The organism is Chryseobacterium oncorhynchi (assembly GCF_002899895.1).
Taxonomy (GTDB): Bacteria; Bacteroidota; Bacteroidia; order Flavobacteriales; family Weeksellaceae; genus Chryseobacterium; species Chryseobacterium oncorhynchi.
On the sequence record NZ_PPEI02000002.1, the window covers coordinates 774606 to 789352 of the forward strand.

General features: G+C 35.0%; 12 protein-coding genes and 1 riboswitch. Of the genes, 8 read left to right on the forward strand and 4 right to left on the reverse strand.

Features of this window, described 5'->3' with window-relative positions:
• Positions 1-365: 365 nt before the first annotated feature.
• Entirely contained in the window at positions 366-1232 is an 867-nt protein-coding gene (gene folP, locus C1638_RS09090; protein WP_165826522.1) for a dihydropteroate synthase, read from the reverse strand.
• A gap of 243 nt (positions 1233-1475) precedes the next feature.
• On the opposite strand from folP, the gene C1638_RS09095 reads away from it, so the two are divergent.
• The 7 genes from C1638_RS09095 (at position 1476) to C1638_RS09125 (ending at position 8802) form a co-directional block, all read left to right on the forward strand.
• A complete protein-coding gene (locus tag C1638_RS09095) occupies positions 1476-2042 on the forward strand; it encodes a DUF1599 domain-containing protein (protein ID WP_109620211.1) in 567 nt (188 codons plus the stop codon).
• Between the two features lie 2 nt (positions 2043-2044).
• Positions 2045-3154 carry a BT_3928 family protein gene (locus C1638_RS09100; RefSeq protein WP_109620213.1) on the forward strand — a complete coding sequence of 370 codons (1110 nt, stop codon included), beginning with the start codon at positions 2045-2047 and terminating at the stop codon, positions 3152-3154.
• 57 nt (positions 3155-3211) lie between these two features.
• A complete protein-coding gene (locus C1638_RS09105; protein WP_076353736.1) occupies positions 3212-3562 on the forward strand; it encodes a hypothetical protein in 351 nt (116 codons plus the stop codon).
• A gap of 25 nt (positions 3563-3587) precedes the next feature.
• Entirely contained in the window at positions 3588-5714 is a 2127-nt protein-coding gene (locus C1638_RS09110) for a S9 family peptidase (RefSeq protein WP_109620214.1), read from the forward strand.
• Positions 5715-5773: 59 nt separating this feature from the next.
• Positions 5774-6532 carry a triose-phosphate isomerase gene (gene tpiA / locus C1638_RS09115; protein ID WP_109620216.1) on the forward strand — a complete coding sequence of 253 codons (759 nt, stop codon included), beginning with the start codon at positions 5774-5776 and terminating at the stop codon, positions 6530-6532.
• Positions 6533-6714: 182 nt separating this feature from the next.
• The gene (locus C1638_RS09120; RefSeq protein WP_228428096.1) at positions 6715-7869 is read left to right on the forward strand and encodes a helix-turn-helix domain-containing protein; all 1155 of its coding nucleotides are present in this window, start codon (positions 6715-6717) and stop codon (positions 7867-7869) included.
• Positions 7870-7986: 117 nt separating this feature from the next.
• Positions 7987-8802 carry a pepsin/retropepsin-like aspartic protease family protein gene (locus tag C1638_RS09125; RefSeq protein ID WP_109620218.1) on the forward strand — a complete coding sequence of 272 codons (816 nt, stop codon included), beginning with the start codon at positions 7987-7989 and terminating at the stop codon, positions 8800-8802.
• 99 nt (positions 8803-8901) lie between these two features.
• On the opposite strand, the gene C1638_RS09130 is transcribed toward C1638_RS09125, so the two are convergent.
• On the reverse strand, positions 8902-10167 hold the full coding sequence (locus tag C1638_RS09130; RefSeq protein WP_109620220.1) for an esterase-like activity of phytase family protein: 1266 nt from the start codon (positions 10165-10167) through the stop codon (positions 8902-8904).
• 256 nt (positions 10168-10423) lie between these two features.
• A riboswitch (cobalamin riboswitch) is annotated at positions 10424-10616 on the forward strand.
• Positions 10617-10686: 70 nt separating this feature from the next.
• Here C1638_RS09130 and C1638_RS09135 point away from each other — a divergent pair.
• The gene (locus C1638_RS09135) at positions 10687-11805 is read left to right on the forward strand and encodes a T9SS type A sorting domain-containing protein (RefSeq protein ID WP_109620222.1); all 1119 of its coding nucleotides are present in this window, start codon (positions 10687-10689) and stop codon (positions 11803-11805) included.
• An 89-nt stretch (positions 11806-11894) separates the two neighbouring features.
• Here the strand turns inward: C1638_RS09135 and clpP are convergent, their stop codons facing one another.
• Positions 11895-12581: an ATP-dependent Clp endopeptidase proteolytic subunit ClpP gene (gene clpP / locus C1638_RS09140; RefSeq protein WP_034726592.1), complete on the reverse strand. Its 687-nt coding sequence runs from the start codon at positions 12579-12581 to the stop codon at positions 11895-11897.
• 109 nt (positions 12582-12690) lie between these two features.
• Positions 12691-14679, reverse strand: coding sequence for a DNA primase (dnaG, locus tag C1638_RS09145; RefSeq protein WP_109620224.1), 1989 nt, complete (start codon positions 14677-14679; stop codon positions 12691-12693).
• Between the last annotated feature and the right edge of the window lie 68 nt (positions 14680-14747).

The following is a 14747-nucleotide window of genomic DNA, read 5'->3' on the forward strand; positions in this document are numbered from 1 at the left end:
TTATAGGGGTTAAAAATTAACAAAAGGGAATAAAAAAAGCCCTCTCACGTTGTGAGAGGGCTAAAATATATGTACAGTCATACATCTTCCATCTCACAGACGCAAGGGAATAATAATGACGATAATAATTACTGCAAATAACTGATACATATTCTTGACTATAAAAAAATTAAAATAAAAAAAGCCGCTTCAACAATGAAACGGCTTGTATAATTTAAAGAAAAATTTATTCTAAAATGCCGTTTCCTGACTGTTGTAAATGACAACAGCTGCAATAGAAATGACAATAATATTTTTCTGATTCGTAAAATTCATACTGCAAATGTATAAACTTTTTAATTACTCGCAAGTTTTTTTGAAACTTTTTATTTTTTCTGTAAAAACTGATCAAGAGTTTCCTTTGCCTCAGCCACATCATGAACCCTCAAAATTTTTGCACCCTGCTCCAAAACTTTCATATGAAGTTTTTGAGTTTCTTCATTGATATCAAGTGGAGATTTCCCAAGAGGTTTATAGATAAATGATTTTCTGGAAATCCCTATCAGCAAAGGAAATTTACCAAAGCCAAGAAAGTCTACTTCGTGAATCATCTTCATCTGATCTTCCACTGTTTTTCCGAAGCCAAAACCGGGATCAAGGATAATATCATGTACTCCTTTCTGTAATAGTTCATTGGTTTTTTCGGAAAAATATCGGTTTACTTCCAGGGTTATATCTTCAAACTTAATTTTATCATGCATGGTTTCGTAGGACGGGTTAACGTGCATCAAAATGTAAGGCAGCTTCGTTTCTGCTGCTATATCAAACATTTTTGCATCATACTGCCCACCTGAAATGTCATTGATAATATCAACCCCTTCACTGAATCCGAATTTTACGGTTTCAGCATAAAAAGTGTCTAAAGAAACCAATGCTTCAGGGAATTCTTTTTTTATTTGAGAAATGATATTTCCAATCCTGCGAATTTCCTCTTTGCTGCTCAAAAATTCTGCATTGGGACGGGTAGATTGTGGTCCGATATCAATAATTTCTGCTCCGTCTTTTACTAGCTTTTCGGCATGTTTCAAAGCCAAATTTTCATCATTAAACTTCCCTCCATCGGAGAAAGAATCTGGAGTAAGATTGAGGATTCCCATGATCTTTGGAGTATCCAGTTGTACCAGCCTTCCATTACAGTTCATGGAGTGGATTTGGGCATCAGAGCATTGAGGTATTTGAGCGTTTGAAAACATGAGAATTGATGAATGATTTTTATATTCTGCAAAATTAGTAATTGTGGTTGTATTTGGGAAGAAATTAGATGTTTGAAAGATAAAATATTTCATTATCAATCATCTTATCACCATGCCATTACCCCTTTCTATTCTCCTGCTCCAAAACTCTCCTATTTTTCTGCATTCAAACCCTTAAACTCTCTTTCTAAAAATTCTGCTACCTAAAACCTAATTCGTATATTTGGAAGATTAAGAAAATTTATGCTAAAAACATCAGTACAATTCGAGAAAATTATCAGTCAGTGTCGTGATCTTTTCAGTAAAAAGTTACAGGATTACGGAGCAGCCTGGAGGGTTTTGAGACCGAGTTCCATAACGGATCAGATTTATATAAAAGTGAACAGAATCCGTACGCTGCAAATGACCGATGTAAAAATGGTGGATGAAAGTGAGGAAGATGAATTTATCGCAATTGTCAACTACTCTATCATTGGACTTATTCAGCTTGAAAAAGGGCTTTCCAATGATTTTAATGAAAATAAGGAAGAGATTTTAGGTCTTTATGACCAATATGCCGGTGAAGCGAAAGCTTTAATGGAAAGAAAAAATCATGACTACGGTGAAGCGTGGAGAGATATGAGAATCTCTTCGATCACCGATCTTATTTATCAAAAAGTATTAAGAACTAAACAGATTGAAGATAATCAGGGAAAAACCATCGTTTCTGAAGGGCTGGATGCCAATTACTTCGATATGCTGAACTATGCTGTCTTCTGTCTGATCAAGTTTTCTGAACAACAAAACCAATTCGAACCCAAAACTATTTAATTATGATCAAAGGTTTATTACGCTTTATTATCGCTGTTATTTTTATCCTTTCAGGCTTCGTAAAAGCTGTGGATTTGGTAGGATTTTCCTTTAAAATGGAGGAATATTTCTCACCTGCAGTCTTCAATATGCCGTTTTTTGAAAAATTTGCGTTGCTATTTTCAATCATCGTCGTTGTGCTGGAGCTTTTCCTTGGATTTATGTTACTGATTAAACTAAAGCTTAAATTTACCTTATCAGCCTTAATAGCACTTTGTGTGTTCTTTGGTTTCCTTACTTTTTATTCCGCTTACTTCAATGTTGTAACGGATTGCGGATGCTTTGGAGATGCCATTAAGTTTACGCCTTGGCAAAGCTTTCTGAAAGATGTTGTGCTTCTTGTAGGACTTATTCTTCTATTTTTATTATACAGAAAAGATTTCTGCAAAAAGGATGAATATGGCAGTACCAAAAAAGAATCTACAAGCAAGTTCAAATATTATATTCTGGGAGCATTTTCCTTAGTAATGATCTACATTATGGCACAGGGAATTATGCATGAACCGATGATTGATTTCCGTGATTACAAAATTGGAACGGACATTAAAGGTGAGAAAGAAAAAATAAATAAAAACCCATCTGAATACAAGACTTATTATTCTCTTAAAAACCAAAAGACAGGAGAAGTTTTAAAGGTAAATCAGGATGATTATATTAAAGAAACAAAATACTGGGCAGAGGGTTCTCCTTGGAAAATTGAAGAGGGTAAGAATGAATCTGTTCTGGTAAAGGAAGGATATAAATCTGAGATTGTGAAATTCAAAATTGAAGATCCTACCGGAATGGAACTTACTGAGGAGATCATCAAAGCTCCAAAGGCTATTTTAGTATTCTCTTATCTCCCAAAAGAGGTTCCTGCAGATCTTCTTCAAAAAGTGGAAGCCAAGGTAAATACTCAGAAAGGAGCACTTATTTTTGGGGTTTCAACCTATCAGAATACCTTTAAAACTATTAAAAATACAATGATGGATGGAACTGCCATCAAAACTATCGCAAGAAGTAATCCATTTGTACTGATCCTTGAAAACGGAAAAATTGTAGACAAGCAGCCTGCAAAGGACTATGTCAAATAACAAATGGTGAGCTATCTAATTTAAACATTCAACTTCAACATTAAATTTCAACAACACATGCAAAAATCAAATAAATCTATCGCAGGTTACCACTTATTAATGATCCTTTCATCTGTAGACGGAGAGTTTGCTCCGGAGGAAGGAATGCTTGTACAGCAATACCTGGCTGATGAATTTCCGTTCAGAATGAATCTTGACAACGAGCTTGATACCCTTGCTCTTTTGCAGCCTGAAGAATGGAAAGATCACTTTGAATTCCACGGAAGATGTTTTCTTGATGATTCTACCGAGGATGAGCGTGTAAAGTTTGCTCAGTTTGCAAAATCATTAATAAAAGCAGACAACAAAGTAACGGAAGAAGAACATACGTTCTATATTCTTCTGAAAAACCTTTGGGGACTATCATAAATAAAGATCCAAAATCAAAATAATCATGAAAAAAATTTATCTAGGATTATTAGTAATGAGTGCATCAACATTTCAATCTCAAAAATTTCCGGACATGAAAGCTCCTGTTGCAGAAAAGCAGGAACATATTAGGGAAATCCACGGTGATAAGGTAAATGATCCTTATTACTGGATGATCGATTATTTTAAAAAAGGAAAAGACTCTACCAAGGTCGTTGATTATTTGAAAGCTGAAAACACCTATTGGGAAGGCATGATGAAAGATACAGAACCTTTCAGAGAAAAGCTTTTCCAGGAAATGAAAGCAAGAATCAAGGAAAAAGATGAGTCTGTGCCGGTTTTCAGAAACGGATATTATTATTATACCCGTACAGAAACCGGAAAACAATATTTTAAATATTGCAGAAAGAAAGCAACCCTTAGCGCTCCTGAGGAAGTTCTGCTAGATGTAGACCAGCTGGCAGAGGGACATCCTTATTATTCGGCTTCAGGTTTCAGTATCAGCCCGGATAATATGAAGATGATTTACGGAGTGGATGATGTTTCCAGAAGACAATATAAATTATTTTTAAAGGATTTATCTACCGGAAAAACTACTGATCTTGGTATTAAAAATACAACAGGATCAGCAATATGGGCCAATGATAATAAAACGATCTTTTATACCTCCAAAAATCCTGAAACTCTTTTAACAGAAAAGATCTACAGACATACTTTGGGAACAGATTCTTCCAAGGATGCTATGGTGTATGAAGAAAAGGACAAAACCAATTATATAGGTGCAGAAAAGTCCAAGAATCAGAAATTTATCATGATCTATTCTCAGGCAACAACTTCTTCTGAGATCCAATATCTGGATGCCAATGATCCTAATGGAACTTTTAAGGTTTTCCAGCCAAGAATAAAGGATGTTTTGTATGATGTAACTGCTCTGGAAGATAAATTTTTAATTACTACCAATAAAGACGCTCTTAATTTTAAAGTAGTAGAAACACCTTTAAACAAAACGGGCGTTGAAAACTGGAAAGACTTTATTCCTCACAGAAAAGAGGTTCTGATGCAGGGGATTTCTGAGTTTAAGAATTATCTAGTTTTTAGTGAAAGACAAAACGGACTTTCCCAGTTGGTGATCTATGACAGAAAAACAGGCAAAAAAGAGTTTCTGAAATTTGACGAGGCGGCTTATACTGTTTCTCCATCAGGAAATCCGGAATACAATACAGATAATTTCCGTTTCGGTTATACTTCCATGATTACTCCAAGTTCTCAGTTTGAACAAGACTTAAAGACCGGAAAAAGAGCTCTCTTGAAACAACAGGAAGTTCTGGGAGGTTATAATAAAGAGAATTATACTACCGAAAGGCTTTTTGCCACAGCAAAAGACGGAACTCAGATTCCTATCTCTATTGTATACAAAAAAGGATTTAAAAGAGATGGAAGCAATCCACTTTTACTATACGCTTACGGTTCCTATGGAAATTCTATGGATGCAGGCTTCAGCAGTACAAGACTGAGTCTTTTGGACAGAGGTTTTGCTTTCGCTATTGCTCACATTCGTGGAGGTCAGGAAATGGGAAGACAGTGGTATGAAGACGGAAAAATGATGAAAAAGAAAAACACATTTACCGACTTTATCGATTGTGGAGAGTATTTAGTTAAAGAAAAATATACTTCTCCTAAACATTTGTATGCTCAAGGAGGAAGTGCAGGAGGTCTATTAATGGGGGCTGTAGCCAATATGAGTCCTAATCTTTGGAATGGGGTGATTTCACAGGTGCCATTTGTGGATGTAATTAATACAATGCTTGACACAAGTATTCCTTTGACAACAAATGAATATGACGAATGGGGTAATCCTAACAACAAGGATGCTTATTTATACATGAAATCTTACTCTCCTTATGAAAATATAGAGAAGAAAAACTATCCTAATCTATTAGTAACAACGGGGCTTCACGATTCTCAGGTACAATATTTTGAACCTGCTAAATGGGTTGCAAAGCTTAGGGATATGAAGACTGATAAAAACGTATTATTATTGAAAACAGACATGGATTATGGCCATGGTGGTGCTTCAGGAAGATTTGATTATCTAAAGGATATTGCCTTGGTGTATGCTTTCATGTTTAAATTAGAGGGAATTAATAAATAATAAGTTTAGCAGATTCATTAGAATAAAAATTTAAAAGTAAATAAATCAATATAAATCTTATGAGAAGAAAAATAGTTGCAGGAAACTGGAAAATGAACAAAAATGTAATTGATGCACAACAATTGATGATTCAGTTACTAAGCTATAAAAACAACAATGCAACCAACTGTGAGGTTTGGATCGCTCCGCCTTCTTTATATTTAATGATGGCAAAAGACATCTTTGAAAAGAATGAAATCGGGGTATTCTCTCAGGATATGAGCGAGCATGAAAGTGGAGCTTACACTGGTGAGATTTCTGCAGATATGTTGGAATCTATTGAAGCAAATGGATCTTTGATCGGTCATTCTGAAAGAAGACAATACCACGGTGAAACAGATTCTCATTGTAACAGAAAAGTAAAATTGGCTTTAGATAAAGGTCTTACTCCAATCTATTGTAACGGAGAAACTCTTGAACAAAGAAAGGCAGGACAACACTTTGAAGTGGTTAAAAACCAAACTGAAGTAGCTCTTTTCACTCTTTCTGCTGATGAAATCAAAAAAGTAGTCATTGCTTACGAACCAGTTTGGGCTATCGGAACAGGAGAAACAGCAACACCTGAGCAGGCTCAGGAAATTCATGCACATATCAGAAGCATCATTGCAGCTAAATATGGTCAGGAAGTTGCGGATGAAGTTTCTATTCTTTACGGAGGTTCTGTGAAGCCGGACAATGCTAAGGAAATCTTCTCTCAGCCCGATATTGACGGAGGTCTGATTGGAGGTGCAGCTTTGAAATTAGAGGATTTCTCTAAGATTATTGAGGGTTTTAATTAATAGTAAAAATTTAACATCAATAAAAGGGCATCTTTGATGCCCTTTTTCATAGCCTTTGGTCTAATTAGTATAAAACCATATTTACTTTCGTTCTGATTTTTCAGAAAGGCAGGTATGCTCAAAAATTGAAAATAAATCCCGAAGATTTTATTTTTTCGAATATATCTTTTAAAATTACTTAAATGGATTTTTTAAAAACGATCGCCACCATATCTGTTTTTATACTGTTCCTTCTTATTTTGTTTTTATTGACCTTAAAATCTAACAAAAAGCTTCCCAATCAGCTTTTTGCAGGATTTCTTTTTTTCACAGCTATTGATGCAAGTGGAGTTTTCACATCAGAAGCTTTCGTTAGCACTTACCCAAACTTAGAGATTTTCAGATGGACTCTCATTTTATTTAATATACCTATATTCTATTTGTATGTCTTATCACTTTGCTATGAAGATTTTCAATTAAAAGGAAAACATCTGTTTCATCTCATCCCTTTTATCATCATCAATCTCATATTAGCTTCAAAAATATATTATGCAGAGGGTATTGAAAAAAAATATTTTTTACAGCATCATCATGAGACCGGTGAAATGATAATTTTCCAATATTTGATAGAAATTCAATATTTGATTTACAATATTGCCATTCTTCTGGTTTTGAAAAAAACCAGAAATATTTATTTGGAAAATGAATCTTACTCTACCAACTTAGTTTATAAATGGTTGTTTCAAATAACCTTGATTTTTATGATTGTTCATTATTTTGCAACCTTTAAAAATATATTGAGATATACTGACAATCACCGACTATTGATTTTTATTAACTGTTTTTTGGAAATCATTGCATTGATTGTTACTAGCTGGTTTGTCTTAAAAGCATTAAAATATCCTGAATTTTTCAGAGGAGTTAATACGCAGTTACAATTAATACATGATTCTAACAATGAAACACTGCCAAAAACTAAATCAGAAAACAAACAAAATCCAGATGAGAGTATCAATTTCCAACTCGAACTGCTGAAGAAATATATGACAGAAGAAAAACCGTATTTAGATCCAGCACTTACGGTACAAAGCCTCGCAGAAAAAATGAATATGCCCAGCCGCGAATTATCAGTTTTAATAAACTCTAATATGGATCAACATTTTTTTGATTTTGTGAATAAATACCGTATCGAAAATGCAATGGAATTATTAACTAATTACTCTAAAAAAGATTGTACTATTCTAGAAATTTTATATCAGGTTGGATTCAATTCAAAATCATCATTTAATACTGCTTTTAAAAAACATACCGCTTTAACCCCTACAGAATACAGAAATACCTTTTATAAAACCAACTAGCATCTTTTTATTTGGTTCGACTTTTTAAAATCGGTCGCTTTTCGGAAGATAATAATTCAAATTTGTCAGCTATAAAACAGAGATTATTTTGTCTCACTTACTAAACAAAAAAGAATTATGAAAACAAAGAAAATGCTTTTCAGCTTATTATCCATAGGAGCTAGCCTATTGGGGTTTGGACAAGATACCATAAGATTAAAACCTTATATTGAAAACATGAAAACCATAGAGGTCTTTATTGAAGGAAAAAAATATGATTTCCTATTTGACACAGGTGGAGCAGAAACCATTATTTCCCCTGAAATAGCAAACCTTTTTAATAAAAAAATCTATGGAAAGGCAACAGGATTTAGAATGAGCGGAGAAATGATTAAAGCTCAAAAATCAGATCGTATTCCAATGACTATAGGTTCGACAAAGATATTTCATCCAACAGTCAGTGTTTTTGATATCATGACTATTTTACCGAAAGAATTCCCTAAACTAGATGGTGTTATATCTTTAAAATCTTTTGCTGAACATATTCTGACGCTCAACCTTGCTAGAAATATCATTATTATAGAAAGCAAATCCTCATCCCAAAAGGCAATACATGGGAAAAATCTTATTGCCTGTAGATTTGCCAATGGACTGGACTCTACTGAGCTAAATATTTTTTTGAATATTCCAAAAGATAATCAATCATACTGGTTCCTTTTTGATTCTGGAAACAGTGGTCCTTTACTGTTATCTACCGAAACTGCTGCAACCTGGAAACTCTCAAAAGACAAAGATGGTATGAACTCCGAAACTCAATTTATTATCGGAAAAAAATCATTGATCTCAAAATCATTTACACGAGATATTATTTATGATGGTGTACTCAATTTTGAAACTTTGTCCAAATATATTTTCACGATTGATTTTAAAAAAAGCAAAGTTTGGATAAAATAGTATGCAAAAGCAATATTTATTATTTTATTTTCTTATTCAGGCCCAGGATAATAAAAAACGGCGGAATAAATTCCGCCGTTTTCCTTTAAAAAAATCTAATTATTGAATATCGACTACATACATAGTTCCTTTATCTACTTTCCCTGTTTTAGGTAGGATCTTTGCCTTAGGGTTTCCGCTGCCATCATCCACTACTCCAAAGTCGTCATCATTGAAAACAGCCAGTTTATTATTTCCTAAATAAACAATCCCCTCAAATTTATCATGTTCATATCCTAGTTTTGCCACTAAATCTACAGCCAGGTTTTTAGTAACAGGTTTTATTCCTGCAATGGTAAGTTCATCCCAAGTACATTGCTCCAAAGCCTTACCATTTACTTTCATTCCGTCTACAGCAGCCAAATCAGTCCCATTTACATCAGATGCATTGCTTAGATTGATTCTGTATACTTTTTTAACTCCTCCCTGTGTTCCGAAGTTTCCATCTCTTTCAATGACAAGAAATTCATTATTGCCTAACGCTGTGATATCACATACTGAATCAGACGCACCACCATCCTGCTTATACAGATATTGCTTGGTTTGCCCGGTTGCAATATCAAAAGTCACGATTCTTGTTAAAGTAGTATTTGTTGCCAGTGCTTTCGTAGGCACCAGCATCATAGACTGTATAGTTCCTACCAATGTTTTTCCGTCCGGAGTCATACAAAGACCTTCCATCCCTCTATTGGCTCTTCTTTTCGCCAGAACTGCAGGTAATTTTTTTGTACCTGTATTCACTCCAATCGGGCTTATTCTTTCCATCTCTACTCCTTCTGCACTGTAATGAACGATGTGTGGACCATACTCATCAGATACCCAGAATGTGCCGTCTGGTGCAGCAACGATACTTTCACTATCCAGACCATAATTATCCGTACCCAGAACAGTTCCTGCCGCATCATAAGCCACTTCACCTGTGCTTCCCATTCCTACCGGGTTTGGAAGTCCGGTAATAGGTTGTCCTGATGGATTTTTAAGCTTAATATATTTGATTACCTCTACATTTCCTTCAGCATTAATTTTAAAATGCATAATGGTTGGGGTAAAATTGGGGGTCAAAAACTTTTTACCATTCAGATAATCTGTATTTGGGCCACGATCTGTAATCACATAAAATTCACCTTTTCTGCTGGGATGAGCAGCAGCACCGGAGCCAAAGCCACCATTTATCACATCTACCCCATTGATAGTTGCCATTTTAGAAAAAGGAAACTCCTGAGGAAGTTTAGAATAATTGACATCCTGATTATTCACATTGTCATCATCTTTATTACATGATAATAATGCAGTCATTACCAAAGCAGATAATAGTAGTTTTTTCATATTAACTTTTATGGCGCGAAAGTATAGATTGATTGTAAACTGATCTTGAATGCAATAATAATTATGTTTTAACAATGAAACCCGAGAATGAATTCAATATAAACAACAAAAACCTACAGTTTGATCCTAAAATCAAAAGACAAACTAAAATTTAGTATCAACTCATGAAATATAAAACTCTAAAGCATATATAACCATCAAAAAAAACACAATTCCGTACATAATTCACAAAACGTTTTCAAAAATTTATATGATATATTTGCAGCGTTTTAAGGTTGAACACTGTTCATTAATAGGGAATCAAGTGAGAATATTATTCAATTCTTGAGCTGTACCCGCAACTGTAAGCTGTTTCACCTATAGCAATATTATACCACTGGATCAAAAAATCCGGGAAGGTTAGCTATAAGGATGTGAGCCAGGAGACCTGCCTTGAATACACTTTTCATTTCAGAACTAAGGATCTGATTCTTTTTTCTGTAATAAGTTTCGGGAATAAAACTTTAATTTAATTATATTATGAGAAAAATCTATCTTTTTTTCTTGCTGCTTTGTATGCAGTTTTTCTTTGCCCAATTCACAGAAAACGACATTAAGTTTTGGGTAGGAACGGGTTCTAAAAAGGCTTATTTCATTGCCGATTTCAATGATAACAACACTCCAAAATCCTATGCGTGGGGGTATCGTTTTGACGCGGATAATTTAATGGCAGAAGACATGATCAATGCCATTATATCGGCAGAACCTAAAATGCAGGCTGATATTTTTTCAGGATATCTGTTCAGCTTTTCCTATAACCATCATGCTCCAAGTACCGATGACTCCTGGATTCCCTGGTTTGGGCCAAGCTTAGACAATATGTCTAATGAAAATAATGGGGCTGGTTATGTTCATTTAACAGACGGACTTTGGTTTGGGATTACCTATGGTACTGATAATGGCCAAGTTGACATTCCGCCATCCACTCCTGTCCCTGCCTACAGCTCCCAATGGTTTACCCCATCCCAAGTCACCAACTGGATTGGAACAGGAAATAACAAAAGTCTTGTTGTGATAGACTTTGGAACAGATAACAACAACGGCAATGCGAATTCCTTTGTTTTTGGAATTAAATATAACGGAAATATAACCGCAGAACAGGCACTACAGCTTATTAAATCTCATGCTTCCTATTTTAATTTCACTTCAGGTAATAATCAAATCTCCAATCTATCATTAAATACTTTCAACGGAAATAGTTCAGGAACGCAAAACTGGAAATTATATACAGGAAAAGATCTTTCGAGCTGGCAGAAAAAAGCAGATCTTAGTCAAATACAATTGAGTAATAATAGCTGGCTAGGATTAGGTTTTGGAGAAAGAAGACCATTCACTCCTACAGAAGCTAATAATGCAACATTAGGAGTTGCTTCTGTACAGAAAAATAAATTCAGTGTTTACCCTAATCCAACAAGTGATGTTATTCATATTGAAACCTCAGAAAACATTAAGGAAGTGAATATTTATTCTGCGCTGGGACAAAAAGTAATGACTACCCAAGCAGCAAAGATCAATGTGAAGTCTTTAAATGCAGGCGTATATTGGGTGGAGATTAAGACATCGAACAGTTCTACGATACAGAAGATGGTTAAGAAATAAGAAATATTCTGAACTTTGTATACACAAGGTTTATCATAACAAAAAAACGTACCTCTTCAGGTACGTTTTTTTATGATTTTAAAAATCAATTATTTTTTCTCAGTAGATCTTTGAAGAACCTCATCTACCATTCCGTAGCCTTTTGCTTCTTCAGAAGTCATCCAGTAATCTCTATCAGAAGATTTTTCAACCCACTCATAAGTTTGTCCTGAATGGTGACCAATGATCTCATAAAGCTCTTGCTTTAATTTCAACATCTCTCTCAAGTTGATCTCCATATCAGAAGCAACCCCTTGTGCACCTCCTGAAGGCTGGTGAATCATTACTCTTGAGTGCTTTAAAGCAGAACGTTTTCCTTTTTCACCTGCAACCAATAATACAGCTCCCATTGAAGCAGCCATACCTGTACAGATTGTTGCTACGTCAGGCTTAATGATCTGCATAGTGTCATAAATTCCTAAACCTGCATACACGCTACCACCCGGAGAGTTGATATAGATCTGAATATCTTTTGACGGATCAGCACTTTCCAAAAATAAAAGCTGTGCTGTAACGATGTTCGCTACCTGATCATCAATACCTGTTCCCAAGAAGATAATTCTGTCCATCATCAAACGGGAGAAAACGTCCATCTGAGCAACGTTTAATCTTCTTTCCTCCATGATGTACGGTGTAAGATTCGTTGGGCCATACATACCCATATACTGATCGGTAACCAAACCGTTGTTTCCTAAATGCTTTACAGAGAAATCTCTGAAATCTTTTTTAATGTCCATATTTCTATTATGTATTATTTTAATATTCTCGAAGTTTAAATTACAATATTTATTCCTAAAATTTTATAGGACTTTTTGTCACAGAATCCTGAAAATTACTGTCTTTAAACTATCTTTTTCTATTCCCATAAATACCCTTGATTGGTGAGTATTCGATGATATTGCTTAATCGTATTGAAGCCTGTTTCAACAAGGTAATCTTTTTGATCAGCTCATAATACTTGGTTTCATCTGTACTGCTGTGTTCATCAAGTTCCTTGGCTGTTTCCGTGATTAAATAATCAATATATCGGTATTTATGCAATAAGACATCCCCTTTGATCTGATCTGCCACCTTATCTCCGTAATTGGGTGGATAAATACTTCTGGAAGCCCAGTTTTCAAGTTCATCCAAAGGCAGTAAGGCATCCACCACCTTTGAGGTAATCTCTTCATCCATAAAAGATACAAAAAAGTTCCCACTTCTAAGTTCTTCTTTCTGAATTCCCTCTCTTACCTGGTTAATAATAATCTCATTTTCTTTTACTAAAAATGTATAATGCTCCTCTTCAAAATGATGTAAAATTTCCTCAATAACGGTAATCTGATATTCTTCATTTTGTTCATTCATCCTCTTCAATACAATATCCCCAAACATCAGCATATGATCTACCAGTTTATTCTCCATAAACAAGACATCAAACAGAAAAGGATCTTCTTTTTCCTTATCTAAAGGAACAATCTCCATTTTTGGAGCGGCAGTCTTTTCTTTTTGTTGTTGCTGAACATGATGCGTCTGATTCTGGGTAATTTGCTTCTGAACATCCAATTCATTGAAAAGACTCTGCTCAGAAAGACCAAACTTATTGGAAACCTCTTTAAGGTACACTTCTCTTTTCAGGGCGTTCTGTACAAAGGAAACCGATTTTACAATATCACGAATGGCTTCAGCCTTTTTAATAGGGTCACTTCCTACATCCCTTAGCAGAATTTCAGCCTTAAAGTCGATGAAATCCATCGCTTCATTTTCAATGTATTTCTCAACATATTCCTGTGGATGTTTTCTGGCAAAGGAATCCGGGTCATCACCATCCGGAAATAGCAATACACGAATGTTCATTCCCTCTGTCAGCAACATATCAATGCTTCGGAAACTGGCTTTAATACCGGCATTGTCTCCGTCAAAAAGGATCGTTACATTTTCTGTAAGCCTTTTAATCAACTTGATTTGCTCCGTGGTCAGGGAAGTTCCGGAGCTTGCTACCACGTTCTCTATTCCGGACATATGAAGAGAAATCACATCCATATATCCCTCCACCAAAAGACAACCATTCTTTCTCGAAATCGCCTGCTTACTTTGGTTTAATCCGTAAAGAACATTGGATTTATGATAAATCTCTGTTTCCGGTGAATTGAGATACTTCGCCGTTTTAACATTGTTCTTAAGAATCCTTGCTCCAAATCCCAAAATCCTTCCTGAGAAACTATGAATTGGGAAAATAACTCTTTCTCTGAAACGATCTACTCCTGCAGGCGTATTTTCAGGGAAAATGGAAAGTCCTGATTTTTCAAGAATCTCTTTATTATACCCTTTTTCCAATGCATAGGTTGTAAAGGCATTCTTTTTTTCGGGAGAATATCCAAGTTGGAACTTCTTGATGATATCATCTTTAAGCTCTCTTTCCTTAAAATAAGCAAGACCTATACTTCTTCCCTCTTCATCATCCCAAAGGATCTCCTGAAAATAGGTATTGGCAACCTCATGGATCTTATACAGCAGATCTTTTTCAGTCTGTGCATGTTTTGCTTCCTCAGAAATTTCACGAAGATCTTCTTCAATTTCGATTCCATATTTCTTGGCTGCATGGCGAAGTGCCTCAGGATAAGTAAAGTTTTCAATTTCCATCAGGAAAGAGATGGCTGTACCTCCTTTTCCTGTAGAGAAATCTTTCCAGATCTGCTTACTTGGTGAAACCACAAAACTTGGAGACTTTTCTTCATGAAAAGGACTGAGTCCTTTAAAGTTAGACCCTGCTCTTTTCAACTGCACATACTCGCCCACAATCTCTTCAACGCGGATTGTGGAGAATATTTTATCAATGGTCTGCTTAGAAATCATGGTACAAAAATACACATAAAAAAAAACCTTACAATTATATAAACGTACTTATATATTTCGAGGATTTT

What these genes read in the sequence shown, in the direction of transcription:
- folP (WP_165826522.1), bottom strand. Translation starts at nt 1,232, where the DNA reads ATGTTTTCAAACGCTCAAATACCTCAATGCTCTGATGCCCAAATCCAC.
- C1638_RS09095 (WP_109620211.1), top strand. Translation starts at nt 1,476, where the DNA reads ATGCTAAAAACATCAGTACAATTCGAGAAAATTATCAGTCAGTGTCGT.
- C1638_RS09100 (WP_109620213.1), top strand. Translation starts at nt 2,045, where the DNA reads ATGATCAAAGGTTTATTACGCTTTATTATCGCTGTTATTTTTATCCTT.
- C1638_RS09105 (WP_076353736.1), top strand. Translation starts at nt 3,212, where the DNA reads ATGCAAAAATCAAATAAATCTATCGCAGGTTACCACTTATTAATGATC.
- C1638_RS09110 (WP_109620214.1), top strand. Translation starts at nt 3,588, where the DNA reads ATGAAAAAAATTTATCTAGGATTATTAGTAATGAGTGCATCAACATTT.
- tpiA (WP_109620216.1), top strand. Translation starts at nt 5,774, where the DNA reads ATGAGAAGAAAAATAGTTGCAGGAAACTGGAAAATGAACAAAAATGTA.
- C1638_RS09120 (WP_228428096.1), top strand. Translation starts at nt 6,715, where the DNA reads ATGGATTTTTTAAAAACGATCGCCACCATATCTGTTTTTATACTGTTC.
- C1638_RS09125 (WP_109620218.1), top strand. Translation starts at nt 7,987, where the DNA reads ATGAAAACAAAGAAAATGCTTTTCAGCTTATTATCCATAGGAGCTAGC.
- C1638_RS09130 (WP_109620220.1), bottom strand. Translation starts at nt 10,167, where the DNA reads ATGAAAAAACTACTATTATCTGCTTTGGTAATGACTGCATTATTATCA.
- C1638_RS09135 (WP_109620222.1), top strand. Translation starts at nt 10,687, where the DNA reads ATGAGAAAAATCTATCTTTTTTTCTTGCTGCTTTGTATGCAGTTTTTC.
- clpP (WP_034726592.1), bottom strand. Translation starts at nt 12,581, where the DNA reads ATGGACATTAAAAAAGATTTCAGAGATTTCTCTGTAAAGCATTTAGGA.
- dnaG (WP_109620224.1), bottom strand. Translation starts at nt 14,679, where the DNA reads ATGATTTCTAAGCAGACCATTGATAAAATATTCTCCACAATCCGCGTT.